This window comes from Microbacterium sp. STN6 (assembly GCF_026410545.1).
Taxonomy (GTDB): domain Bacteria; phylum Actinomycetota; class Actinomycetes; order Actinomycetales; family Microbacteriaceae; genus Root112D2.
This window is the reverse complement of sequence record NZ_JAPMIT010000001.1, coordinates 472,574-496,575: the sequence shown is the minus strand read 5'-3', so window position 1 is coordinate 496,575 and position 24,002 is coordinate 472,574. Positions and strand designations below refer to the sequence as shown.

Here is a 24,002-nt window from a genome sequence, read left to right as displayed (position 1 = left end):
TCCATAAGTCACCCATGAGTGCCGCAAGTCTCAGGTGCCGCCCGAGGCCGATCGTGCCTGCCCCGCCTGTGCCGGCGTTCGTCGAGGATCGACGCGACGGCCGCACCGCTCACGGTGGCTTCGACAGACGCCGCGTGTATGCGATCACGGCTGCGCCGACCACGTGCGCACCCACCTGAACGAGCGCTCGCCGCGCCTCGAGGAGGGTCGCGCCCGTCGTCAGGATGTCGTCGACGATGAGCCAGGATCGGCCGGCAGCGAAGGCCGTCGCCGCGAGGGATCCCCGGCGATTCTGAGCCCGATCGACAAGGCCGAGACCCGCCTGGTCGAGCGTCTGCCGTAGGGGCTTCAAAGCGCGTTCGGCACGCAGCCCGGCGTGTGCGAGAACGAGCGACACCGGGTGATAGCCGCGCCGGCGAAGCGACTGCCGTGTCGACGGGATGACCGCGAGGTGGATGGCGGGGCGGGCCGCGGCAGGCGGTGCGGCGTTCGCCGCGAGGTGGAGGGGAGAGCCGGTCGCCGTGACCGCGGCCGCGACCGCGGCGCGAAGCGGCGCGGCGAGAGCGGATGCGGCATCCGTTCGCCCGCCGTCTTTGAACGCGGGAAGCACGCGCCGGCAGACCCCCTCGTAGTCGAGGCCCGACCAGACGGTGAGTGCGCCGTCGCCGACCACGATCGCATGGGGGTGCGGCGCGAGTGCGGCCCGGCACGCGGCGCAGAGCGCACGGTCGTCACGCCCGCAGCCGCTGCACTGGGTGGGCAGGGCGAGCGCCAGCGCGTCACGCAGGGCCTCTCTCATGCAGCCATGCTCGCGGCTTCGCGGCCGGCGTCGCAGCGCTGGTGCACGATCTGGGGACAGCCCGGATTCGACGAGCGCGGTGAAGGAGACGCGCCAGTAAGCAGACGAGTACTGAGCAGACGAGTACTGAGCAGACGCGCCACCGAGCAGACCAGTACTGAGCAGACGAGTGCTGAGCAGACGCGCCACTGAGCAGACGCGCCGGTGAGCGGACGCTAGTGCGGCGCCCCCTGCTGCGTCGCGATCAGGGCTACCTTGCTGAGACGCTCCTGCCACCCCGTGCCGCTCGCGGCCTGCAGCGAACCCTGGGAGGTGAGCACCCAATACGTCGGGTTGCCCGAGCCGCCGACGATGGAGGCGCCCTTCACCGGGCCGCTCACGCTCTGGCTCTGGCCGCCGATCTGCTGGGTGGTCACCGTGGTCTCGCCATTCGCATTGGTCGACAGCGAGGCGACCGTGAGCTGGTCGAGCCAGGCCGCGGAGACGATGCTGCCGCCGTCTGACCCGAGGTCGAGGGGCGGACCGAGGCGCGCGGGTGCGCCGTCGGCGTCACGGATGATCGAAGCCGCGACGAGCTTGGTGTTCGCGCCGCTCCGCAGCACCGCGATGACGCGGGTGCCATCACGAGAGACCTGCAGCGAGACGATGTTTGTCGCGCCCGTCCAGCCGGCCTCGACGGCCGCCTGCTTGCCTCCGGGCTGGGTGGCGAGGATCGCCCCCGGCTGGGTTCGCGGCACGCTCCACACGAAACCGTTCGGGTCGAGCGACGGGGCGATGAGGCCCGCTCGCTCGTCGATGCGTGTCGCCGCGCTCGCCCCCGTGCGCACGAGGGACACTCCGCCCGCCGAGAGCACGGCGGCGCTCTGCTGAGAGGCCGAGATCACGGCCGCGGTGGGGGCGAGCGCCTCCACCTTGTCCGAGAGCCCCTGGATCGCCGAGACGGTGGTGCCGCTCGCAAACCCGAACACTCCTTCGTGCAGCACGAGCGGCCGCGGATCGATGGAAGGGTCGCTGACCGGCAGATTGGGCCCGGAGAGCTCCGGCACGCCCTGTTGCGGCGTGCCGTCGATGAGCATCTGCACGCTGCCGACCGAGACTCCGTCGAGCAGGCTGCGCTGTAGCTGGTACTTCATGCGGGCGAGAGTGACCTGATCAGCCGAATTCGCCGCGTCGTTCAGGTCGACCTCGGCGCGGCCGGCCGGTGCGGGCACCGAGTCGACGGCGAGCTGCGTGCCCTGGGGGAACGCGGTGGCGAGCGCTCCCTGGCCCAGCCACTTCGACGGTCCGGCCAGCAGCGCCTTCACCACGCGGGTGGGCGTCGACACGCGCGCGGGGAACCAGCGCAGGTCTGGCACGAGGAAGCTGAAGCTGGGGTCGTAGAAGTACAGTGCCCGCGAGCTGAACACCGTGCGGAAGGTCGGCAGGTCGATGACCACACCGTTGGGCGCCGACGAGATGCGCCACTGCCCTTTGGCGTTCTTCGCCAGCTGGTAGCGCAGCGTGACGGGCGTCTGCGCATCCACCTCTCGATACGCGCCCGTCGCGTCGACGTCGGCGACGGGGCTCACCGCGAGCTGCCACGCATTGGCGGCGAGCTCCTGGTAGACGCGCCCTGGCCCCTCGTCGACCGTGACCGATTCATCGGCGTTCCATGTCGACGCCAGCTTCGGCGTCAGGTACTTGCGGGCGATCTCGTAATCCCCCTGCGGGCTGGATGACGCCTCGACGAACCCGCGCAGAATCTCGCCCGCGGACGCACCTTTCACGGGGTCTTCCGGAATGTAGTCGAGCGTGAAGTCCTGGCTCGTGTCCCCGATCGTGCCGCCGACCTTCACGGGACCGGAGCGCGGGATGCTGGCGCAGCCGGCCACCGGCAGGGTGGCCGCGACGGCGAGGGCGAGCGCAGCGAGGCGCATCCGCTGTTTCATGCTCGTGACTCCCTGCTGTTCGCGGTGCGCCTCGCAGGCGCCGCCGTCTTGCCTCGCGGCGCTTTCGCGGTGGTGGGCGTGCCCTTCACCGCGGGAATGCCCTGGCCGGTGCCGACGGCGCCGTCACCCGTTGCCGCGTCGCCTGGCGGCAGCGGCAGAGGGGAGACGAGGATCGGCTCGTCGGCGATGCGCGGCAGCGTGAGGCGAAAGCACGACCCGGCGCCGGGGCTCGACCACACTTCGAGCCAGCCGCCGTGCGCTGTGGCGTCCTCCAACGAGATGGCGAGGCCGAGCCCCGTTCCGCCGATGGTGCGTTTGCGCGAGGGATCGGCTCGCCAGAAGCGATCGAACACGTGCTGCACGGCGTCAGCGTTCATGCCGATGCCGTAGTCGCGAACCGACAGGGCGACGGCGCTCTCGTTGCTGTCGACGGCGACCACGATGGGCCGGCCCTCGCCGTGCTCGATGGCGTTGCCGATGAGGTTGCGTACAATGCGGCGAATGCGCCTGGGGTCGAGGCTCACCTCGACGTAGCCGCCCGGCGCATCCAGCCGCAGCTCGGAGCCGTTCTGTTGCGCGAGCGGCGCCATGTCGTCGACCACCTCCTGTGCGACGCGAACGAGACTCGTCGGCTCGGCGTCGATCGTGGTGCTGCCCGCGTCGTACCGGCTGATCTCAAGAAGGTCGGAGAGCAGCAGGTCGAAGCGCTCGACCTGGGTGTGCAGCAGCTCGGCCGTGCGTGCCGTGGCGGGCGGAAAGCTCTCGCGCTGGTCGTAGATGACATCGCCCGCGAGGCGGATGGTCGTCAGCGGGGTGCGCAGCTCGTGCGACACATCGGAGACGAACCGCTGCTGCAGTTGCGAGAGCGTGCCGAGCTGCGTGATCTGCCGCTGCAGACTGTCGGCCATGCCGTTGAACGACGCCGCTAGCGAGGCGAAGACGTCTTCACCGTGTTGAGGGATGCGCACGGCTAAGTCCCCCGCCGCGAGACGCTTGCTGGTCTCAGCAGCGATGCGGATGGGCTGCACGACGAAGCGCACGATGACCCACGTGACCGCCCCGATGAGCAGGATGAGCCCGAAGCCGGCGAGCAGCAGGGTGCGCTGCACGAACGCGAGCGTGCTCTCGGCGTCGCTCAGGTCGTACGCGATGTACAGCTCGTATCGGCCTGCCGTGGGCAGCGACAGGTCGGAGCCGACGACGATGCCGGGCGTCTGCTGCTCTGGCCCGGTGCGCAGCTCGACCGACTGGTAGTACTGCTTGTCGTCACCCTTCTGCACCGAGTGGCGCAGGGAGTCGGAGATGTCGGCTGCGGCGAGCCCGGGGCTGCGGAAATCCTGCGGCGCGAGCGGGGCGGCGCCCTGGCCCGGCACGCGGTACGCGGCGACGAGGCGGCTCGAGGTCGCGGTGCCGATCGAGGTCAGGGCGTTGTCGAGTAGGTGGCGAACGGCGGCGCTGTCCGAGACGTCGGCTGCGTCGAGCGTGCTCTGGGCCGACGAGGTGGCGCGCGCCGAATCGCGCAACGCCTGGTCGAGGCGCGACTTGTAGAGGTCGCTGCCCACGCTGAACGAGACGTAGATGCCCGTGATGAGAATGGCGAGCCCAGTGAGCAGCAGCGTGATCGCGACCGTTCTGAACTGCAGCGAGCGCCGCCACGAAACCGCGAGGCGCCCGGGCCAGCTGCGCCATGAGCGCCACTCGACCCCGAACAGCCTCGCGGGCGTGGCCGCCGTCGCCGCCGCCATGGCGCCCCTAGGCTGCCGCCGCGCGATAGCCGACGCCACGCACGGTCATGACGATCTTCGGGTTGTCCGGATCGTCTTCGATCTTGGCGCGCAGCCGCTGAACGTGCACGTTCACGAGTCGCGTATCCGCCTTGTAGTGGTAGCCCCACACCTGCTCGAGCAGCTGTTCGCGCGTGAACACCTGCTGCGGCTTCGACGCGAGCGCGAGCAGCAGATCGAACTCGAGAGGGGTCAGGTTGATGCGCGCCTCGCCCCGCCGCACCTCGTGCGCCGCGACGTCGAGAACGAGATCGCCGATGCGCAGCTGCTCGGCTGCAGGCGACGCCGACGAGGGCCTCAGCCGGGTGCGGATGCGCGCCACCAGCTCCTTGGGGTTGAACGGCTTGACCATATAGTCGTCTGCGCCGGACTCGAGCCCCTTCACCACGTCGGCCGTGTCGGTCTTCGCGGTGAGCATGATGATGGGCACGCCGGACTCGGCGCGAATGCGCCCGCATACCTCGATGCCGTCGAGTCCGGGCAGCATGACGTCGAGCAGCACGAGGTCTGGCTTCATGGCACGCCACGCATCGAGGGCGCTGAGACCGTCTTCGCAGAACTGCGTCTCGTAGCCCTCCGTGTGCAACACGATGCCGATCATCTCGGCCAGCGCCGTGTCGTCATCGACCACCAGAATGCGACCGTTCATAAACCCGTTTCCCGCCGGGGCCGCACGGCGACGATGCCGCAGGCCAGACTGTATCTGGCACAAGAGTAGTCGAGAGCGCGTTCCCCGCGGTCCCCGAACGAACGCCTTCCTCGCGGTCACCGCACGAAAACGACGGAGATTTCGGCGTACGCGGCCGTTTCGCACGCAGGCTGGCACCCGATCGGCAGTTTCACCGTCGTTTTTGTTCGGGGACGGACGCGGCGGGAACCGCGCTCTGTCGGGCGGATGTGCCAGCATTGATCACGACTCACCGCTCGAGTGCAGCCGACACGAACGTTCGAGGAGCGCCCCCGTGACCGATGACCAGTCCTGGCAGCCGCCCGAGACGCCGCGTGAGCCGCGGCCCGAGCAGCCCCGGTACGGCGAGTACGCGCCCGGGCACGAGCAGTCGAGTGCGGATGGCGGGCAGGGCGCAGGGTACGGCACCGGGGGCGGCCACGGGCAGCAGGGTTACGGGCAGCCGGGGTACGGGCAGCCGGGGTACGGGCAGGGCTGGACTCCCCCGCCGAAGCCGGGTCTCATTCCGCTGCGACCGCTCAGCTTCGGCGCGCTGCTCGGCGCCCCGTTCGCTGAGCTGCGACGCAACCCCAAGGCGGTCTTCGGCAGCGCCCTGCTCATTCAGGCTGTCGTGCTCATCGTCTCCATTGTGGTCGTCGGTGGCGTCTCGGCGTTGCTGCTCTGGCGCGTGAGCATGGCCGATACCGCCGATCGGGATGCCGTCATGAGCGGGGCGGTGGGGGGAATCATCGTGGCAGCGCTGGTGCCGATCGCGCTGAGTCTTGTCGCATCCGCTCTGTTGCAGGGCATCATCGTGACCGACGTGGCGCGCGGCACGCTCGGCGAGAAGCTCACCATGCGTGCGCTGTGGCGGGTGGCCCGCCGCAGGCTGTGGCCGCTCGTCGGCTGGGTGTTCATCGTGGCCGTCGCGCTTTTGCTCATCGTCGCCGTGCTGGCCGGCATCGTGGTGCTCTTCGTGATGATCGGCGGAGCGGTGATGATCGCGCTCGGCATCGTGCTCGCGGTGCTCGGATCCCTCGGGGCGCTGGTTCTCGGCGCGTGGCTCTACACGAAGACGTCGCTCGTTCCGAGCGTGATCGTGCTCGAATCCGCGCCGATCGGGGTGGCTGTGCGCCGCTCCTGGTCGCTCACCACCCACTTCTTCTGGCGCACGTTCGGCGTGCAGATTCTCATCACCCTCATCGTGAATGTGGTCTCGCAGATCGTGACCGCACCGCTCGGCCTCGTCTACGGCGTCGCCGTCACGCTCGTCGACCCCACGGGAACCGGTCAGCTCAACGGCGGCGCGATCACGGCCGCGATCGTCTCGTACGGCGTCATGCTGCTCGTCTCCCTGGTGATCGGTGCCATCACGACCGTGGTGCAGGCTGGCGCGATCGCCGTCATCTACATCGACCTGCGCATGCGTAAGGAGGGGCTCGACCTGCACCTGACGCGCTACGTCGAGGCGCGCCAGGCCGGAAACGACTCGGTGCCCGACCCGTATCAGACGACGGTAGGTGGCGCGGGCGCGCACGCATCCGCGCCGCGGCCGCCCGCCCCCGGCGCGCCCGGCGCGGGCGGCGCCGGAAGCGCATGAGCCCTCTTCTCGTCGTGCCTGGGCTGTTCACTGAGGCGGGGCCGCCGGTCACGCCCGACGCGCCGACCGCGCGCGCGTGGCTGCTGGGCGAGCTGGCGAAGGCCCCGTATCAGGCAGCGAAGCCGACGTGGTTCGACCTGGCGTCGCAAGCCGTTCGCGACTGGCTCGCCGCGCTTTTCACGCCGAAGGGCGGCGGGCTCGAGCCGCTGCTCGTCGTCGTGCTCGTGGTGGTGATCGCCGCGCTCGTCGTGGTGGCGCTGATCGTGTTCGGCCGGCCGAGACTGAACCGGCGAAGCAGACTCGCCGGCGAGGTCTTCGGCAGCGGCGACGAGAGGGATGCGGCCGCACTGCGACGCGCAGCGGCCGCCGCTGCCGCCTCCGGCGACTGGGGCACCGCCGTTGAGGAGCGGTTCCGGGCCATTGCCCGCGCCCTCGACGAGCGCACCCTGGTGTGGGTGAGCCCTGGAACGACGGCGCACGCGTTCGCGGAGCAGGCGGCGACGGTGTTCGAGGTAGAGGGGGCGCGACTGCGCGCGGCATCCGCTCTGTTCGATCGCGTTCGGTATCTCGGCGGCGCGGCGACGCAGGCCGACTACGAGGGCGTGGCGCGGCTCGACGACGCGCTCAGTGCGGCGCGGCCGGCGCTGAGCGCGGCCGGCGGCGGCGCTGGTGGGCGGGCATGAGCGAGCAGGGCACGATGCGGGCGGCGGCGGCCCAGACGCCCACCCTGCGGCAGGCGCTGCGGGGAGCCCGCTTCTGGCTGGTGCTCGCCGCGATCGCGGTCGTCGTCGTGATCGCGACGCTGATCATCCGGGGTGCGGGCGACGCGGCATCCGACATCGAACTCGGCGCGACGAACCCGGCACCCGATGGTGCGGGCGCCGTCGTTCAGGTGCTGCGCGACCATGGCGTGCACGTCGTCGAGGCCGGCTCCCTGCGCGAGGCGCGGCGCGCAACGGCCCGCGACTCGCACGCCACGCTGCTCTACTACGACCCGAAGACGCTGCTGACGGCCGACACGCTGCGGTCGATGCGCGCCCTGGCGCCGAGCATCGTCGCAATCGATCCCTCGTTCGCGGCGCTGCAGGCTCTCGCGCCCGGCGTCTCCGCGGCCGGCGTCGCTCGACACAGCACGAACCTCCCGGCGGGAACAGGGTGCACGGATGCCTCGGCCGCACGCGCCGGCACGATCACCGCGTCCGGCAGCGCCTACCGCGTCTCCGGCGACGCCCAGGGGTGCTTCAGCACCGGCGGCGGAGCATGGGCGATGGCCCAGCAGCGAACCGACGGGCGCCTCGTCACGGTGCTCGGCTCGACCGACCTCGTGAGCAACCAGTCGATCTCCCATGCGGGAAACGCGGCGCTGGCGCTCGGCCTGCTGGGCGCTGACGAGACGCTCGTCTGGTACCTGCCCACGCTCGCCGACGTGGCCGCGAGCGGGCCGCCGAGCCTCGCCGAGCTGACCCCGGGCTGGGTCACGCCCGTCATGGTGCTGCTCATCGCCACGGCTCTTGCGGCCGCGTTCTGGCGCGGCAGGCGGTTCGGGCCGCTCGTCGTCGAGGACCTGCCCGTCACGGTGCGCGCGGAAGAGACGATGGAGGGGCGGGCCCGCCTGTACCAACGCGCGTCCGCACGGCTACGGGCACTCGACGCCCTGCGGGTGGGAACGATCACCCGGTTCGCCAGAAGGCTCGGCCTTCCCGAGAGCGCCAGCGTGAGCGAGGTGTCGGATGCCGCCGCCGCCCTTCTCGGCCGCGATCCGCGCGAGGTGCGCGGCATCCTTCTCGATTCAGAGCCGGGCACGGATACCGAGCTCGTTGCCCTCACCGACCGGCTCACGGCGCTGGAGCGCGCCGTCACGCGGGCGTCGGTACCGGGCGGCGCGAGCGCCTCGCCGCACGAGGCGACACAGGCAACGCGCACCACGAACACGACCGAGAGCGATCGACCGGGAGAATGAACGCATGAGTGATGCAACACGTCCGATGACCGAGGCGGCAGGCAGCCGGCCGACCGGCGCCGTAGCCGACCTCGCCGCCGACCCGCTGCGGGCCGCGCTGACGCAGGTGCGCACCGAGGTCGGCAAGGCGGTGGTCGGCCAGGAGGGCGCCGTCACCGGTCTCATCATCGCGCTGCTCGCCCGCGGCCACGTGCTGCTCGAGGGCGTGCCCGGCGTGGCGAAGACGCTGCTCGTGCGCTCGCTGAGCCACGCGCTCAGCCTCGGCACGACGCGCGTGCAGTTCACGCCGGACCTCATGCCGGGCGACGTGACCGGCTCGCTCGTGTACGACGCGCGCGCGGGCGAGTTCGAGTTCCGTGAGGGGCCCGTGTTCACGAACATCCTGCTCGCCGACGAGATCAACCGCACGCCGCCGAAGACCCAGTCGGCCCTGCTCGAGGCCATGGAGGAGCGCCAGGTCAGCGCCGACGGGGTGAGCCGGCACCTGCCCGAGCCGTTCATTGTCGCCGCCACGCAGAACCCCATCGAGTACGAAGGCACGTACACGCTGCCCGAGGCGCAGCTCGACCGGTTCCTCATGAAGCTCACGCTCGATGTGCCCGAGCGCGAGGGCGAGGTGGAGGTGCTGCGCCGGCACGCCACCGGTTTCGACCCGCGCAATCTCGACGCGGCCGGGGTGCGCCCGGTGCTTGACGCCGCGCGCCTGGCCGAGGCGCAGGCGGCGGCGGCATCCGTCGGTGCGAGCGCCGACCTGCTCGGCTACATCGTCGACCTGGCCCGCGCCACCCGTCACAGCCCGTCGGTGAAGCTCGGCGTGAGCCCCCGGGGTACGACCGCGCTGCTCGCCGCCGCCCGCGCCTGGGCGTGGCTCTGCGGCTACGACTCGATCACGCCCGACCACGTGCAGGCCATGCTGCTGCCGGTGTGGCGGCACCGCATGCAGCTGCGGCCAGAGGCCGAGCTCGAGGGCGTGGCGGTCGACGCTATCCTGCGCTCCATCATGCAGCAGGTTCAGGTGCCGATCTAGGCGCTGAAACCATGACACTCTCCGGTCGCTTCGTCACGCTCCTCGCCCTCGGCGTGGTGCCCGTCGTGCTGCTCGGGCGCGAGGGCAACCTGGCGGCGCTCGTAATGCTCGGCTGGGTCGTGTTCTGCGTCGTGCTCGGGGCGGTCGACGCGTTGCTGGCGGCATCGCCTCGGCGGCTGGCGTTCGAGCGGATGCTGCCGGCCCGCGTGCGGCTCGGAGAGACCGTGACGAGCGACCTGCTCGTGACCAACCTCGGCTCCCGTACCCTGCACGGCCTCGTGCGGGACGCCTGGCAGCCCTCCGCAGGTGCACCAGCCCAGCGGATGCCGGTGGCCGTCCCCGCCGGCGAGAGGCGCGCCGTGCGCCTGGGCCTCACCCCACGCCGCCGCGGTGAGCGCCGCGTGGAGCGGGTGACGGTGCGATCGCGGGGACCGCTCGGTCTTGTCGGCAGGCAGGCGACCCTGCTGGCGCCGGGCCGCATCCGCGTGCTGCCGCCGTTCGCCTCGAGGCGGCACCTGCCGTCGCGGCTGGCTCGGCTGCGCGAGCTGGACGGGCTCACGAGCGTGATGGTGCGCGGGCAGGGCACCGAATTCGACTCGCTGCGGGAGTACGTGCGCGGCGACGACGTGCGCTCGGTCGACTGGCGGGCCACCGCCCGGCGCGGCGCCGAGAGGCCGGATGGCGGCGAGAACCTGGTGGTGCGCACCTGGCGGCCGGAGCGCGATCGGCGCGTGGTGATCGTGATCGACTCGTCGCGACTGTCGGCGGCACGCATCGACGACGAGCCGCGGCTCGACACCGCGTTCGAGTCGGCCCTGCTGCTGGCGGCGCTCGCGAGTCGGGCGGGCGACCGGGTCGATGTTCTTGCGTATGACAGGCGGGTGCGGGCGCGCGTGCAGGGGGCGAGCGGCGCGGAGTTGCTGTCGCGCATGGTGGATTCGCTGGCGGTGGTGGAGCCCGAGCTCATCGAGATGGACTGGGCCGCCGTACCCGCTCAGGTGGATACGCTGACGCGACAGGCCGCTCTGGTCGTGCTGCTCACCACGCTGGACGCCCCCGGCTCCAGCGGCGGGCTGCTCTCGGTGCTGCCGCAGCTGACCCGCCGGCACACCGTGGTCGTCGCCTCAGTGACCGACCCTGCGGTGCTGGCGGCGACGGGTTCGCGGGGCGATCGGGAGCAGATCTACCGGGCGGCGGCGGCCGAGCGGGCGCTGCTCGACGTGGCGCGGGTGTCGGCTGCGGCCCGCCGGCTGGGCGCCGAGGTCGTGACGGCCGCGCCGGCGGAGCTGCCGCCGGCGGTCGCCGACCGCTACCTCGCGCTGAAGGCCGCCGGCCGCCTCTGAGCGTCCCGCTGCGCCCGCCGCCCCGCTCCCGCCCCGGCACGCACGAACAAAAACGACGGTCATTCTGTCGAAAACGGCCGATTCAGGCCCGTCAGGGACCGTTCCCGTCAGTTCTTCCGTCGTTTTCGACCGGGGCCGCTCCTGCGTTCTCGACCGGGGCCGCTCCTGCGTTCTCGACAGGGGCCGAGCCCGCGCTCTCGACCGGGGCCGCTCCTGCGCTCTCGACCGGGGCCGCTCCGGCGCTCTCGACAGGGGCCGCGCCGTCGTCCTCGGCTGCGCGCCCGGGCAGCCGGCGCATCCCGAGAAGCGGCGAGAACACCGTGAATGCGCACCCGAGCACGCTGCCGACCGCCCCGATCCACAGTGTCGGCACCACCCCGATCGTCGACCCGAGCACGCCAGAGATCAGACTGCCGATCGGCATCACGCCCCACACCACGAACCGGATCGACGCGTTCATGCGCCCGAGCAGCCGCGGGGGGCACACCCGCTGCCGAAAGCTCACCTGCGCAATGTTGTACACGAGCACCGTGAACGAGAACACGAACTCCGCCGCGATCAGCAGCGGCAACGCAAACGCCGGCACGAGCGCCGCGACCGGCCACAGCAGCATGGCCAGCCCCGAGACCACCGCCGCGAGCGGGATGATCGTGCCCTCCCCCAGCCGCCGCCCCAGCCACGGTGTCGCCAGCGCGCCAAGCAGCCCGCCGACCGCGCCCGCCGACATGATCACGCCGAGTCCTGCGGCCCCGAGCCGCAGCTCCCGCAGCACCAGGAGCGACAGCAGCGTCATTGCGATCGTGCCGAAGAAGTTCGTCGTGCCCGTTGTCGCCGTGATCACCCTGATCAGCCGGTGATTCCACACGAAGGCAAGCCCCTCGGCAATGTCGTGCCGCAAGCTCATCCGCGAGCCGCGATCGGGCTGCCTCTCCTCATCGCGGATGCGCGCCAGAAACAAAAACGACACGACATAGCTGAGCGCGTCACCCAGGAGCAGCAGCGGCGCGCTGACGACCGTCAGCAGCGCCCCGCCGAGCGCCGGGCCGCCGATGCGCGCGACCTGGGCTGTCGTCTCGAGGTGACCATTCGCATCCGACACTTGTGAGCTGCGCACCAGCAGCGGAATGTAGCTTTGATACGACACGTCGAAGAACACGGTCGCACTTCCCACAACCGCAGCGATCACGTACACGTGCCACATCTGCAGCATTCCGAGCGCCCACAGCAGCGGGATCATCGCGAGCGCCACCGCGCGCACCACATCGGCGGCGATCATGACGCGCCGCTTCAGCCAGCGGTCGACCCACGCGCCCGCCGGCAACCCCACCACGAGGAACGCGGCCGTCTCGGCGGCGTTCAGCACCCCAACCTGAAACTCGTTCGCGGCCAGCAGCGTGATCGCGAGCACCGGCACAGCGAGCTGGGTCAGCTGCGTGCCGAGCTGGCTGGCCGTCTCGCCTGCCCACAGTTTGAGAAATCCACCGTGCCGCCAGAGACTGTCAGCGGATGCCGTCTCCGCGCCCCGCCCGCCAGAACCGCCCCGCGCGTCGCCGCTGCCCTGCGAGTGCGAGCCATCGTTTCGGCCCGGACCGTGCACCTCATCGCGCGCGGCGCCGCCCCTGCCCTGCGAGTGCGAGCCATCGTTTCCGCCTGGACCGTGCACGTCATCGCGCGCGGCGCCGCCCCCACGTGCACCCGCACGCGCGTCCTGCTCGCCCGGACGCTGGTCGCCCGCACGTTCGTCCCCACCATTCACGTCGATCAGTATCCGCCCACCGATTGGGAATTGTCAATCACTCTCGCACACGCGTCACAGCGCCTCTACTCTTGATGCATGACGAACGCCGAGCAGGCCCACGCTGAGCGGACGGACGCCGAGCAGGCCCACGCTGAGCGGACAGACGCCGACCGAGCGCACGCCGATCGGACAGACGCCGAGCAAGCACACGCCGATCGGACAGACGCCGAGCAAGCACACGCCGATCGGGCAGACGCCGAGCAAGCACACGCCGATCGGACAGACGCCGAGCAAGCACACGCCGAGCAGGCCCACGCCCCACGGGCAGATGCCGAGCACGCACACGCCGAGCAAGCGGATACCGAGGCCGCGGCCGCGCGCCAGGCACCCGCCGATGCTCGCGCGAAGGCTCTGGCGTCGACGGTGCGCATGCGCATCCTTCGTATCTGCCTGCATGAGGCGCACACGAATCGTGAGATCGCCGATGCTCTCGGAATGAATCCCGGCAGCTGCCTGCACCACGTGCGCACCCTCGTTGACACAGGGCTGCTTCGGGCCGAGTCCGCCAGGCGTGGCGCGCGCGGCGCGAGAGAGGTGCCGTATCGCGCGACCGGCCTCAGCTGGGACGCCGACGCCCCGGGCATTTCGGCGACGCTCATCGCGACGTTTCTCGAGGAGATCCGGGGACTCGACCCCGACGTGATCGCCGTTTCGCGCCTCGGCCTCAAGCTCAATGAGGCGAGCCGCCGCGAGCTGTACGACAGGTTCCGCGACCTGCTCGTCGAGTTCAAGGAGCGCCCCGCCGACCCCGATGGCTCGCCCCTCTCGCTGCTCGTCGCGATCCACCCCGATCGTCAGGCCGGCTGACCCGCCCATCCCCGACGGCAGCCCGACCCGCCCCCCTGCACAACGCCAGCCGTCCCCCGCGGCAACCGACTCGCCCCGAACAAAAACGACGGACAAATCGTCTCAAACTCCCAAAAACAGCGGATGCGCGGGGCTCCGCCCCACAATCACCGTCGTTTTCGACAGGCGGCCCGTGGCAGGCCCCCCGACCGAGCCCGCGACACGAACCCGCGCCCCGCGCCCTACCCCGCGACGATCCGCTTCGCGCCCGCCTCGAACTCGTCGAGGTCGCCAGTCTCACCCGCCCGCGCCGCGCGGCGCCCGAGCACGAGCATGTACGCCAGGAACGCGGCGAGCGCCACCGCTCCGATGCCCACCTTCACGGGCCACGGCCATGGTGCCGGCGTCACGAACCCCTCGATCAGCCCCGACACGAGCAGCGAGAACACGAGCCCGATCGCCACGGTGAACAGCGCACGCCCGTCCTCGGCGAGTGCCTGTCCCCGCGTGCGGGCTCCCGGCGCCACCCATGCCCAGAAGATGCGCATGCCGGCCGCGGCCGCGACGAAAATCGAGGTCAGCTCCAGCATCCCGTGCGGTGCAATGTACTGGAAGAACACGTCGCCCTTGTCGTACGCGAACATGACCGCCCCCGTCACGCCCACGTTCTGCGCGTTCTGCAGCACGATCACCGGCACGTACACACCGAGCACCCCGAACGCGATGCACTGCGCGGCGATCCACGCGTTGTTGGTCCACACCTGCCCGGTGAACGAGGCCGCCGGATTCTCGGAGTAGTAGTCCGTGAAGGAGTGGTTCACGAGCTGCTTGAGCTGCGCATCCGACCCGACATTCGCCAGCACGCGCGGGTCAGCGAGCGCCCATGCGCCGTACAGCAGCGCGACCGCGGTGGTCACGAGGGCGACCGCGAGCGTGAGCCAGCGCAGCCGGTAGAGCGCGGCCGGCAGCTGCAGCAGCACGAATCGAGGGATCTGCGACAGCACGTTCGCGCCCGCCCCCGTGAACCGCTGCCGGGCGAGCGAGAGCCGAATCGACAGCCGATCGCCCTGAGCGCTCGACCCGGCCTGCGTCTTGATCGCCGAGAGTTGCGTCGCCCCGGCCTGGTACCGGTCGATGAGCTCGTCTGCCTCCGCTCCGGTGAGCCGCCGTTTGCGCGCGAGCGCGTCGAGCCGCTCCCACTCGTCGCGGTGGGCGGCACTGTAGGCATCGAGGTCCATCTGCTTAGATGATAGCCATGGCAGGCAGGCGGGTAGCGTCGGGCACCGCAGCGGATGACGGCAGCCCCCGCCCCGCCGCCCCCGCCCCCGAGGTGCGGCCCGCGCGCCCCGCAGCCCCCGCCCGTGCGGAAAGCCCTCGCCGCGCGGATCGCGCCGCCCCACCCGACCTCGCCGCTTCCGCTTCGGTCGCGCCCGATGAACTCATCACGGGCGAGGCGGTCGCACTCGATGTGCGCCCCGCCAGCTTTATGCTTCGCGCGGCCGGCACCCTCATCGACTGGCTGGCGTACGGCCTGCTGTTCCTCGGCATCGTGCTGGGCATCGTCACGCTCGCGGGCGGCCTCGACTCAGCTCTGCAGACCGCGCTCGTGACCGCGTCTCTCGTCTTCGCGCTCGTGATCGTGCCGATGGTCGTGGAGGTCTCCACCCGCGGGCGCTCACTCGGTCGCTGGGCGCTCGGGCTGCGCATCGTGCGCGACGACGGCGGGGCGATCCGGCTGCGGCACGCGTTCATTCGCTCCCTCACGGGAGTCGTCGAGATCTTCATGACCTTCGGCGGGATCGCCGCGCTCGTCTCCCTCCTCAACGCGCGCGCCAAGCGCCTCGGAGATCTCCTCGCAGGCACCTACAGCCAGCACGAGCGGGTGCCGAACGTGATCGAGCCGGTGTTCGGCATCCCCGAATCTCTCAGCGGATGGGCCTCCGTCGCCGACGTCGCCCGCCTTCCCGACAGGCTCTCGCGTCGCATCGCGGCGTTCCTGCGCCAGGCGCCGCAGCTCACGCCGGCGTCACGGGGCGCCCTCGCGTCCGAGCTCGCGAACGAGGCCGCGCCCTTCGTCTCACCCCTGCCGAGCGGCGACCCTGAACTGTTCCTCGCGGGGGTGGCCGCCATGCGCCGGGACCGCGACTTCCAGCGCCTCATGGGCGAACGCGAGCGGATGCTGCGCCTGCACCCCACGCTCAGTGGCCTCCCGCACGGCTTCCCCGACCGCTGACGCCTGCCGCACCCGGCGCGCGACGGAGCCGCCTGTCGAAAACGACGGTGATTTCGACCGAAACGTGCCTGCACAGGCCCAGCCATGCGCATCCGCACACTATCACCGTCGTTTTCGTTCGGCGACGTCGCCCGGACCCGCCGCGGCCGACCCCATCCGGCAACCGGCAGCCGGCTCAGTACCGGTAGTGGTCGACCTTGTACGGCCCCTCGACCGGCACGCCGATGTACGCGGCCTGCTCGGGCGTGAGCGTGGTGAGCTCCACGCCGAGCGCGTCCAGGTGCAGCCGCGCCACCTTCTCGTCGAGCCGCTTCGGCAGCACGTACACGCCGACCGGATAGTTCTCCTGGTGGCAGTACAACTCGATCTGCGCGAGCACCTGGTTGGTGAACGAGTTGCTCATCACGAACGACGGGTGCCCGGTGGCGTTGCCCAGGTTCATGAGCCGCCCCTCGCTCAGCACCAGCACAGACCGCCCGTTCGGCAGCCGCCACTCGTGCACCTGCGGCTTGATCTCGATCTTCTCGGCCTCCGGCAGAGCCTCGAGCGCGGCAATGTCGATCTCGTTGTCGAAGTGGCCCACGTTCGCCACGATCGCCAGGTGCTTCAGCGCCAGCAGATGCTCGAGCCTGATCACGTTGAGGTTGCCGGTGCCGCTGATCAATATGTCCACCTGGTCGGCCACCGACTCGAGCCGCGCCACCTGGAACCCGTCCATCGCGGCCTGCAGCGCGTTGATCGGGTCGACCTCGCTCACGATCACACGCGCGCCCTGGCCGCGCAGCGCCTCCGCCGCACCCTTGCCCACGTCGCCGTAACCGGCCACAAACGCAACTTTGCCGCCGATGAGAACGTCGGTCGCGCGGTTCAGGCCATCCGGCAGTGAATGCCTGATGCCGTACTTGTTGTCGAACTTCGACTTCGTCACCGAGTCATTCACGTTGATCGCCGGGAACAGCAGCTGCCCGTCGCGCGCGAGCTCGTAGAGGCGGTGCACGCCGGTGGTGGTCTCCTCTGTGACGCCCATGATGCCGTCGGCAATGCGGGTCCACCGGTCGGGGCTCTCGGCAAGCGACGCGCGCAGGGCGTCGAGAATGACGCGGTATTCGTGACTGTCACCAGCGGATGCGGCCGGCACGCCGCCCGTCTGTTCGAACTCCCGGCCCTTGTGCACCAGCAGCGTGGCGTCGCCTCCGTCGTCGAGAATGAGGTTCGGGCCGGTCCAGTCGGCACCGGCCGCCTCGGCCTCGGCGGACCAGTCGAAGATCTGCTGGGTGCACCACCAGTACTCTTCGAGGGTTTCGCCCTTCCAGGCGAAGACCGGCACGCCGGCCGGGTTCTCGGGGCTGCCGTCTGGGCCGACCGCGACGGCGGCGGCGGCCTCGTCCTGTGTGGAGAAGATGTTGCAGCTCGCCCAGCGCACCTGAGCGCCGAGCGCCACGAGGGTCTCGATGAGCACGGCGGTCTGCACGGTCATGTGCAGTGATCCGGCGATGCGGGCGCCGGCCAGCGGCTTCGACGCGCCGAATTCTTCGCGCAGAGCCATGAGGCCGGGCATCTCCTGCTCGGCGAGGCGCAGCTGGTGGCGGCCGGCGGTGGCCAGGTTCAGGTCGGCAACTTTGAAGGCGGGCGCGGTCGATTGCGTCGAGGCAAGAGTCATGCGCCTATTCTCGCACCCGCGCCCGAACGAACTCGTCCGCACTCGAACGAGTCCCCCGCACCCGAACGAACCCGTGCGCCCCCGATCGAGACACCCGCGCCCCCAACGAAAACGACGGACAATCTGCGCATCCGCTTGCTTTTCCCGCCCGCGCAGCTCATTCCGTGCGATTTCTCCGTCGTTTTCGTTCGGGGCGGGCGAGCTCGCTCCCCCGATTCACAGAGCGGATGCGCCGCGCTCCTGCGCGGCCACCCCGTACAGGCGGCGCGCCGTACCGTCGCGCTGCCGGCATCCGCGAACCAAAACGACGGCGATACTGTCGATTCGGTCGTGAAACCCGTCTCTCAGAGCACTTTTCGACACAATGTCCGTCGTTTTTGTTCGGGGTCAGCCGGTGCGCGACCGCGCGCCGGACGCAGCGGATGCGCGGCGTGCGCGACCGGGCGCCGCCGCTACGCGCGGATCAGCGAGAGCACGGCGTCACGCACACGGGTCATGGTGGCGACATCCGCCGCCTCGACGTTCAGACGCAGCAGCGGCTCCGTGTTCGAGGGCCGCACGTTGAACCACCAGAAGGGCTCGTCCGAAGCGACGATGCCCTCGACCGTGAGCCCGTCGAGCTCATCGAACTCGGCCTGCTGCGCGTACGCCTCCACGATGCGGGTGTAGGCGGCGGCCACATCAGAGACCGTCGAGTTGATCTCGCCCGACGCCGCATACGGCGAGTACCGCGCGCCGAACTTCGACAGCGGTTCGGCCTGCGACCCGAACTCGGCCAGCAGGTGCATGGCCGCGAGCATCCCGTTGTCGGCGCTCCAGAAGTCGCGGAAGTAGTAGTGCGCCGAGTGCTCCCCGCCGAAGATGGCACCCGTCGAGCGCATTGCGTCCTTGATGAGCGAGTGCCCCACCTTGGTGCGCACCGGCACCGCGCCAGCGGCCTCGATCGCCTCCGGCACGAAATGCGACGTGATCAGGTTGTGAATCACGGCGATCTCACCCTCGGGCTGCAGCGCACGAACGCGCCGGATCTCGCGCACCGCGACGATCGCCGCGACCGCCGACGGCGACACCGCCTGCCCCTTCTCATCGACCACGAAGCAACGGTCGGCGTCACCATCGAACGCAAGCCCCAGGTCGGCCCCACGCTCCACGACCGCGCGCTGCAGGTCGACGAGGTTCGCCGGCTCCAGCGGGTTCGCCTCATGGTTCGGGAACGTGCCGTCGAGCTCGAAGTACAGCGGCTCGATCGAGATCGGCAGCGCCGGCAGGTCCGCCGCCGTGCCCAGCACGGCCGGCACGGTCAGCCCGCCCATGCCATTGCCCGCATCGACGACCACCGTGATCGTTCGGATGCCGCCGAGATCGACGAGCCCGCGCAGGTGGGCGGCGTATCCGCTCAAGACATTCTCTTCGCGGTATGTACCCGGCTGCGCGGCAGGTTCGACGGCTCCCGCGGCCAGGTACGCGCCGGCACGGTCGCGGATGGCGCCAAGCCCCGTCTCCATGCTGATGGCCTGCGCGCCTGCGCGGGAGAGCTTGATGCCGTTGTATGTCGCGGGGTTGTGGCTCGCCGTGAACATGGCGGCCGGGGCGCCGAGCGCGCCCGAGGCGTAGTACGACTCGTCGGTCGAGCACAGCCCAATCGAGACCACGTTGGCGCCACGGGCCTGGGCGCCACTCGCGAACGCCGCCGCGAACCGCGGGGACGAATCGCGCATGTCGTGCCCGACGATCACGTCGCCGCCCGCCGCGCCGACCTCGTCGACGAAGCCGGCCGCGATGGCCGTCACGATCTCGTCGGTAAGCCCCTCGCCCACCAGGCCCCGAATGTCATACGTCTTGACGACGGAGGCGAGCTGGGCACGGGCTTCGGTGCTGGAACTCATGCCCCAAAACCTATCTCACCCGCGCCCACGCCACCGGCCCCGAGCTCGCCGACGACCTGGTGCCGCACCACCTGCCAGCCCTTCGGCGCCGACATGCGCTCGGCATGCACGGCGCACAGGTCGTAGCTGTGCGGCTCGTGCACGAGGCTGAGCGGACCGAGCACGGCCATCGAGTCGGCGTAGTCGTAGGTGAGCGTGGCGATCGCCTCGCGCTGGCACGCGGCGCGGGAACACGGGCGGGTTGACATCGTGCGTCAAGACTACCGTCGGCGGCTCGCCGTAAGATGGCGACATGCCTCGTTCCCGTCATGCGCACGCGGTTCCCCCGGCGGTCATCGTGCCGCGCAACCGCCACGGCCACGGCGCGCGCGGGCCCATCACCGGCCCGCACCTGCCCCTGCTGCACAACCGCATCGACGACTTCGAAATGATGGTCGCGGCCGCCGCCGACTACCTCACGGGCCTCTGGCCCGACGAGCTCTCCGCCGTGCACTTCGAGGTCGCCGCCGCTCCCGCCGGCGCCGTGGGCGACGAGGGCGTGCGCCGCTGGTCGGTCGACCGGGGCACGCGAACGGTCGTGCTGTACCGCGTGCCCATCCAGCGGCTGACCAAGCTGCACCGCAACGATGATTTTCACAAGCGGATGCTGGTCGAAGCCTGCGTCTTCCGTGCCGTCGCAGAGTTGCTTGGTCGAGACCCATGGGATCTGGCGCCCGACCGCTTCAACCACTTCTGACCCGCTCGCAGCGCGGGTTGAGGAAGCCGGCGCAGCCGGCTCTCTCGAAACCCAGCGCTACTCCAGGGTTTCGAGACGCGCCCAGCGCTACTACAGGGTTTCGAGACGCGCCCTCGGCGCTCCTCAACCCCCGCGCGGCAACTCAGCGCGTGTACACCGTGATCGGGCTCGCGAGCGGCGCAGGCCGCTCCACCGCCGACGCGCTGATCACGCCGTCGCCCGCGTAGCCCACCGAGGCCACCAGCCCCGCCGCGCCCGATACCACGTACACGCCGTCCCGTTGCGCCGGCAAGCTCACGGCCGACCCGGCGGGAATCTCAATACGCGACGCGGGGCCGGATGGCGGGGTGACGCTAACGGCCGCATCCGTCGCGGAGGGGTTGACGAGGTGCAGGCGCACCGAGTCTCCGGCGCCCGGCGCCACGGCCGCGAGGAAGCGCGCGGGCAGCGGCGCCGACGCGGTGAACCACGCGAAGTCCTCGTGAGCCGCGGCAGACGCGCTCGACCCCGAGGCGCCGCTCGACCCGCTGGTGCCGGACGAGCTGCCGACGGTGGCAGTGCGGGCGGCGGCGACGACCGGCGCGTCTGAGGTGACGGTGAGCGTGTAGTCGCCATCCGGCAGCTGCGTCAGGGGAATCTCGGTGACGACTCCCGGCTTGAGCGTGGCGGTGTACGCGTTGCCCGCTTCGGTTCCGCTCTCGCCGACGGCGCTCACCGAGACGTGCGCGGCCTTCGCGCCCGGCACGAGCACGCGCAGGGCGGGCTGGTTGACGTCGTATTCCTCGTCGGACTGCCCCGCGTCGATCGCCTTCGACGTGCGCACCATGACGCCGGGCACCCTCTGCTCCGTCGACGGTCCGAGGGTCGAGGCGCTCAGCTCGACGCCGCGCGGTTGGATTCCCTGCTCGAAGCTCTGCTGCATGCTCGCGAGTACCTCGCCGCCGCGGGTGCGCACGTGCACGACCGGTGCGGCGACGTTCGGCGCGATGCCGGCCAGCGGCACCACCTTCTGCTGACCGGCGGGCACCGTCACGCCCGTGGCGCCGGCCGACTCGACCGGCCCGGCCTCGCCGTACACCGTGAGGTCGACGGTCGCGCTCACCTGCGTGGGGTTCGTCAGCAGCACCAGCGACGTCTGGCCGATGGTCGTGGCGCCCGCTACGAGCCAGCTGTCAGCGGATGCGACACCGCACGCCGAGGTGGCCAGCCCCGCAATGTCGTCTTCCGTCGCGCGCTGGCTCTGCCCGCCCGCGACGAGCGGCGCCGTGGTGGAGCCGTCGGCGACGGGCACGGTCACGAGCAGCGGTGCGCCGGAGCCCACTCCGCCCGACTTCAGACGCGATTCCTGCACCGTGCCGAGCTCAGTGCCGGTGCCGGAGCCTGCGCCGGAGCCGCTGGCAGCGAGCGAGCCCGAGACCGTTGACGGGCTGCCGAACGAGGCGGCAGATCCGGCGTTTGTGGAGTCGGCGGCGAGCGCGAGCAGTGGGCCCGGGCATACGAGCTGCTGGTCGGTGGGCACGGGCGTGACGGGAACGACCGCCGGGCCAATGCTGTGGCCAGGCAGCGGCATCAGCGCTGCCGCCCCGATGACGGCCGCAACCACGCCGACGCCCACCACGCCGGCGACGGCGCGCGAGGCTCCGCGGAGAATCGATCGGCTGTTGGTCACGATCGCCCTCCTGCGTCGTCTGGGTCGGCGTCGCCCTCTGCACCATCGCGGGCGGCCCGCGCGGGAACCCGCACGTGGTCGCGCGCGCTCAGCACGGTGTCGTCGTCGAAGTCGTCGTCATCGTCGAAGGCGTCGTCGTCATCGAAGGCGTTGTCGTCATCGACAGCGTCGTCGAGCCGGCCGTCGAAGCCGGCGTCACCGGCATCCGTCTCAGCGTCAGCGACGCTTTGCGCGTCCGCTGCCTCCTCGGCCTCGTCGACCGCGTCCGCGTTCCCCTCGGCCACGTCAACCGCTTCCGCGTCCCCATCCGTCCGGCCTGCAGCGGCACCATCATCGACACCCCGGCGTTCCTTGATCGCGCCCCGCCCGCGCCGCCGCGACGGCCGCGGCTCCGGAACCTCGGCCCAGCGCCCGGTCGGCAGCGCCAGCAGCAGGAACGCCCCGAACACGATGCCGAAGACGACGAACGTGAGCGTGCGGTAGGGCTCGCCCGTCGCGGTGGGCACCCGGGCGGCGGGCGGAGCAGCATCCGTGCCGGCATCGAAACTGAACAGCGAACCGTATGACGTCGACGCGACGGCGGCGAGATCGGCGTTGCCCGCGAGCGCCGTCGTCGCACGCGTGGCCGTGTCGTCGGCGGCGCGTGTCGGCTCCTGGCCGCGCTCGTGCACCGGGGGCGCCACGAGCACGAAGCCGATGCCGAGTCGCTTCAGGTCAGCGGATGCGTCCCTGCCGCTCTTCGACGCCAGGTTGCCTGCCAGCGTGGCCAGCTCGCGCTGCCGGTCGGTGACGTGCCTGCGGGTGCCCTCGAGTACGCTCTGGCGCTCGAGGGTGGGACCGGAGCCGCGCACGAGGTCGGCGACGACACCGCCGCCGGGCTGGGCGGTAAGCCGCAGGGTGCCGATGCGTGGGTTTGTGGACGCCTCGGCGGTGACGACGGCGGGCAGCACACGCCCGTCGCTGGCGGTCACCGCCGACGTGCCGAACGGCAGGGCGATAACGGCCGGGATCACGGCGACCACGACCGCCACCGCAGCCACCCACGCGGGCAGCAGCGCGACGCGGCGAAGAGCCGAGAGGCCGATGGTCGCGGCGGCAACAAGACCGAGCCAGAAGAGGCTGAGCCCGGCTCCCGGCCAGATGGTCACGGGGGCGGCGCCGGCCGAGGCGACGACGACCTGCCCGGCGGCGACGGCGGTTGCGAAGCCGAGCAGAGCAACGCCGACCCACAGCAGCGCGCGCGTGAAGCCACGAAGGAACAGGGCGAGAAGCGCCAGCAGCGCGAGCGGCGCGAGCAGCACCGCGACCGTCACGCCCACGGGCACGGCGCCGAGGCCGATCGCGTCGAGCACCGCATGCCAGCCGCCGTAGGCCGCGTCGGGGAAGCCCGCGAGCAGGTGCCAGATGCTTGTGCTGCCGTCGGCACCCGCGGCACCTGCGGCACCGACACCAGCGGCGCCCGCGACTCCCGCACCAGCGCCCGCCGCGCCAGCGCCCGCGGCTCCCGCACCCGCTGCGGCTCCCCCCGCCGCCAGCGGCACGCCGGGATCGGCGAAGATCGCCCATGGGTTGCCCGAAAGAATCAGCTGCGCTCCCAGCGGCGCGAACAGCACGGCGGCGGGCAGCGGAACGGCGGCCAGTCGCGGCGCGTACCGGCGGGCGACGATCATCGCCCCGATCCACACGAGAACGAACGCCGGCCACAGCGACGGCGCGCACGCAAGCGCTCCGGCCGCCAGCAGCGCGGTCGTCGCGGCGGCCGCCCACGAGCGCGCCGCAGTCGCGCCCGCGAACACGATCCACGGAAGCACCAGATGCAGCAGCACAGCGGATGGCCTGCCCGTCTGCATGCCCACCAGAAGCGGCGGCGCGAGCGCCCAGAGAACCGCGACGACCGCACGTAGGCCGATTCGGCGCGTGAACCGGCATGCGGCGAGCCACGCACCGAGCGCGGCGAGCGGCAGGGCGGCAACCCACAGCACGGTCAGCGAGAGCGACGGCTGCCAGAACGTGAGCGAGCCGAGGAGGGCGAGCACGGCTGAGAAGGGGTCGGCGGAGCCGGTGAAGCCGAGGCCGGTGTCTCGCCATCCGTAGCCGATGTTCTGCCACAGCTCGCCGACGCGGTC

General features: G+C 71.1%; 19 protein-coding genes. 8 read left to right on the top strand and 11 right to left on the bottom strand.

The window, feature by feature from the left end; translation table 11 throughout:
• Positions 1-109 precede the first annotated feature (109 nt).
• From OSC27_RS02215 to mtrA, 4 genes are all read right to left on the bottom strand, one after another.
• Complete coding sequence (locus tag OSC27_RS02215) at positions 110-799, bottom strand: ComF family protein (protein WP_267179779.1); 690 nt, start codon at positions 797-799, stop codon at positions 110-112.
• 215 nt (positions 800-1,014) lie between these two features.
• Positions 1,015-2,727, bottom strand: coding sequence for an LpqB family beta-propeller domain-containing protein (locus OSC27_RS02210; RefSeq protein WP_267179778.1), 1,713 nt, complete (start codon positions 2,725-2,727; stop codon positions 1,015-1,017).
• Positions 2,724-4,472, bottom strand: a complete 1,749-nt coding sequence (gene mtrB / locus OSC27_RS02205; RefSeq protein WP_267179777.1) for an MtrAB system histidine kinase MtrB — start codon at positions 4,470-4,472, stop codon at positions 2,724-2,726. Before mtrB ends, OSC27_RS02210 begins: the two co-directional genes overlap by 4 nt.
• Positions 4,473-4,479: 7 nt before the next feature.
• Complete coding sequence (gene mtrA / locus OSC27_RS02200) at positions 4,480-5,160, bottom strand: MtrAB system response regulator MtrA (RefSeq protein ID WP_267179776.1); 681 nt, start codon at positions 5,158-5,160, stop codon at positions 4,480-4,482.
• 313 nt (positions 5,161-5,473) lie between these two features.
• Between mtrA and OSC27_RS02195 the strand changes: the two genes are divergently transcribed.
• Genes OSC27_RS02195 through OSC27_RS02175 form a run of 5 tightly spaced genes read left to right on the top strand, consistent with a single transcriptional unit; the run spans position 5,474 to position 11,108 of the window.
• Positions 5,474-6,778, top strand: coding sequence for a hypothetical protein (locus tag OSC27_RS02195; protein WP_267179775.1), 1,305 nt, complete (start codon positions 5,474-5,476; stop codon positions 6,776-6,778).
• On the top strand, positions 6,775-7,461 hold the full coding sequence (locus tag OSC27_RS02190) for a DUF4129 domain-containing protein (RefSeq protein WP_267179774.1): 687 nt from the start codon (positions 6,775-6,777) through the stop codon (positions 7,459-7,461). Before OSC27_RS02195 ends, OSC27_RS02190 begins: the two co-directional genes overlap by 4 nt.
• Positions 7,458-8,738: a DUF4350 domain-containing protein gene (locus OSC27_RS02185; protein ID WP_267179773.1), complete on the top strand. Its 1,281-nt coding sequence runs from the start codon at positions 7,458-7,460 to the stop codon at positions 8,736-8,738. Before OSC27_RS02190 ends, OSC27_RS02185 begins: the two co-directional genes overlap by 4 nt.
• A 25-nt stretch (positions 8,739-8,763) precedes the next feature.
• A complete protein-coding gene (locus OSC27_RS02180; protein WP_267180402.1) occupies positions 8,764-9,765 on the top strand; it encodes an AAA family ATPase in 1,002 nt (333 codons plus the stop codon).
• 11 nt (positions 9,766-9,776) lie between these two features.
• On the top strand, positions 9,777-11,108 hold the full coding sequence (locus tag OSC27_RS02175) for a DUF58 domain-containing protein (RefSeq protein ID WP_267179772.1): 1,332 nt from the start codon (positions 9,777-9,779) through the stop codon (positions 11,106-11,108).
• 91 nt (positions 11,109-11,199) lie between these two features.
• Here OSC27_RS02175 and OSC27_RS02170 read toward each other — a convergent pair whose 3' ends face one another.
• Together OSC27_RS02170 and OSC27_RS02165 are read right to left on the bottom strand one after the other, a co-directional pair.
• Positions 11,200-12,864: an MFS transporter gene (locus OSC27_RS02170; protein WP_267179771.1), complete on the bottom strand. Its 1,665-nt coding sequence runs from the start codon at positions 12,862-12,864 to the stop codon at positions 11,200-11,202.
• 54 nt (positions 12,865-12,918) lie between these two features.
• A complete protein-coding gene (locus tag OSC27_RS02165; protein WP_267179770.1) occupies positions 12,919-13,311 on the bottom strand; it encodes a hypothetical protein in 393 nt (130 codons plus the stop codon).
• On the opposite strand from OSC27_RS02165, the gene OSC27_RS02160 reads away from it, so the two are divergent.
• Complete coding sequence (locus OSC27_RS02160) at positions 13,276-13,713, top strand: winged helix-turn-helix domain-containing protein (protein ID WP_267179769.1); 438 nt, start codon at positions 13,276-13,278, stop codon at positions 13,711-13,713. The genes OSC27_RS02165 and OSC27_RS02160 overlap by 36 nt on opposite strands.
• Positions 13,714-13,934: 221 nt before the next feature.
• Here OSC27_RS02160 and OSC27_RS02155 read toward each other — a convergent pair whose 3' ends face one another.
• On the bottom strand, positions 13,935-14,930 hold the full coding sequence (locus OSC27_RS02155; RefSeq protein ID WP_267179768.1) for a stage II sporulation protein M: 996 nt from the start codon (positions 14,928-14,930) through the stop codon (positions 13,935-13,937).
• 17 nt (positions 14,931-14,947) lie between these two features.
• On the opposite strand from OSC27_RS02155, the gene OSC27_RS02150 reads away from it, so the two are divergent.
• Positions 14,948-15,925 (top strand): RDD family protein, encoded by a 978-nt coding sequence (locus tag OSC27_RS02150; protein WP_267179767.1) that lies wholly within the window; start codon positions 14,948-14,950, stop codon positions 15,923-15,925.
• 175 nt (positions 15,926-16,100) lie between these two features.
• Here the strand turns inward: OSC27_RS02150 and ahcY are convergent, their stop codons facing one another.
• From ahcY to OSC27_RS02135, 3 genes are all read right to left on the bottom strand, one after another.
• A complete protein-coding gene (ahcY, locus tag OSC27_RS02145; protein ID WP_267179766.1) occupies positions 16,101-17,585 on the bottom strand; it encodes an adenosylhomocysteinase in 1,485 nt (494 codons plus the stop codon).
• Positions 17,586-18,037: 452 nt separating this feature from the next.
• Positions 18,038-19,471: a phosphomannomutase/phosphoglucomutase gene (locus OSC27_RS02140; protein WP_267179765.1), complete on the bottom strand. Its 1,434-nt coding sequence runs from the start codon at positions 19,469-19,471 to the stop codon at positions 18,038-18,040.
• The gene (locus tag OSC27_RS02135; RefSeq protein ID WP_267179764.1) at positions 19,468-19,719 is read right to left on the bottom strand and encodes a DUF3499 family protein; all 252 of its coding nucleotides are present in this window, start codon (positions 19,717-19,719) and stop codon (positions 19,468-19,470) included. Before OSC27_RS02135 ends, OSC27_RS02140 begins: the two co-directional genes overlap by 4 nt.
• A gap of 44 nt (positions 19,720-19,763) precedes the next feature.
• Between OSC27_RS02135 and OSC27_RS02130 the strand changes: the two genes are divergently transcribed.
• Positions 19,764-20,207 carry a metallopeptidase family protein gene (locus OSC27_RS02130; protein ID WP_267179763.1) on the top strand — a complete coding sequence of 148 codons (444 nt, stop codon included), beginning with the start codon at positions 19,764-19,766 and terminating at the stop codon, positions 20,205-20,207.
• 142 nt (positions 20,208-20,349) lie between these two features.
• Here OSC27_RS02130 and OSC27_RS02125 read toward each other — a convergent pair whose 3' ends face one another.
• On the bottom strand, positions 20,350-21,876 hold the full coding sequence (locus tag OSC27_RS02125) for a DUF5719 family protein (protein WP_267179762.1): 1,527 nt from the start codon (positions 21,874-21,876) through the stop codon (positions 20,350-20,352).
• Positions 21,877-24,002 lie beyond the last annotated feature (2,126 nt).

What these genes read in the sequence shown, in the direction of transcription:
- OSC27_RS02215 (WP_267179779.1), bottom strand. Translation starts at nt 799, where the DNA reads ATGAGAGAGGCCCTGCGTGACGCGCTGGCGCTCGCCCTGCCCACCCAG.
- OSC27_RS02210 (WP_267179778.1), bottom strand. Translation starts at nt 2,727, where the DNA reads ATGAAACAGCGGATGCGCCTCGCTGCGCTCGCCCTCGCCGTCGCGGCC.
- mtrB (WP_267179777.1), bottom strand. Translation starts at nt 4,472, where the DNA reads ATGGCGGCGGCGACGGCGGCCACGCCCGCGAGGCTGTTCGGGGTCGAG.
- mtrA (WP_267179776.1), bottom strand. Translation starts at nt 5,160, where the DNA reads ATGAACGGTCGCATTCTGGTGGTCGATGACGACACGGCGCTGGCCGAG.
- OSC27_RS02190 (WP_267179774.1), top strand. Translation starts at nt 6,775, where the DNA reads ATGAGCCCTCTTCTCGTCGTGCCTGGGCTGTTCACTGAGGCGGGGCCG.
- OSC27_RS02185 (WP_267179773.1), top strand. Translation starts at nt 7,458, where the DNA reads ATGAGCGAGCAGGGCACGATGCGGGCGGCGGCGGCCCAGACGCCCACC.
- OSC27_RS02180 (WP_267180402.1), top strand. Translation starts at nt 8,764, where the DNA reads ATGACCGAGGCGGCAGGCAGCCGGCCGACCGGCGCCGTAGCCGACCTC.
- OSC27_RS02175 (WP_267179772.1), top strand. Translation starts at nt 9,777, where the DNA reads ATGACACTCTCCGGTCGCTTCGTCACGCTCCTCGCCCTCGGCGTGGTG.
- OSC27_RS02160 (WP_267179769.1), top strand. Translation starts at nt 13,276, where the DNA reads ATGCGCATCCTTCGTATCTGCCTGCATGAGGCGCACACGAATCGTGAG.
- OSC27_RS02155 (WP_267179768.1), bottom strand. Translation starts at nt 14,930, where the DNA reads ATGGACCTCGATGCCTACAGTGCCGCCCACCGCGACGAGTGGGAGCGG.
- OSC27_RS02150 (WP_267179767.1), top strand. Translation starts at nt 14,948, where the DNA reads ATGGCAGGCAGGCGGGTAGCGTCGGGCACCGCAGCGGATGACGGCAGC.
- ahcY (WP_267179766.1), bottom strand. Translation starts at nt 17,585, where the DNA reads ATGACTCTTGCCTCGACGCAATCGACCGCGCCCGCCTTCAAAGTTGCC.
- OSC27_RS02140 (WP_267179765.1), bottom strand. Translation starts at nt 19,471, where the DNA reads ATGAGTTCCAGCACCGAAGCCCGTGCCCAGCTCGCCTCCGTCGTCAAG.
- OSC27_RS02135 (WP_267179764.1), bottom strand. Translation starts at nt 19,719, where the DNA reads ATGTCAACCCGCCCGTGTTCCCGCGCCGCGTGCCAGCGCGAGGCGATC.
- OSC27_RS02130 (WP_267179763.1), top strand. Translation starts at nt 19,764, where the DNA reads ATGCCTCGTTCCCGTCATGCGCACGCGGTTCCCCCGGCGGTCATCGTG.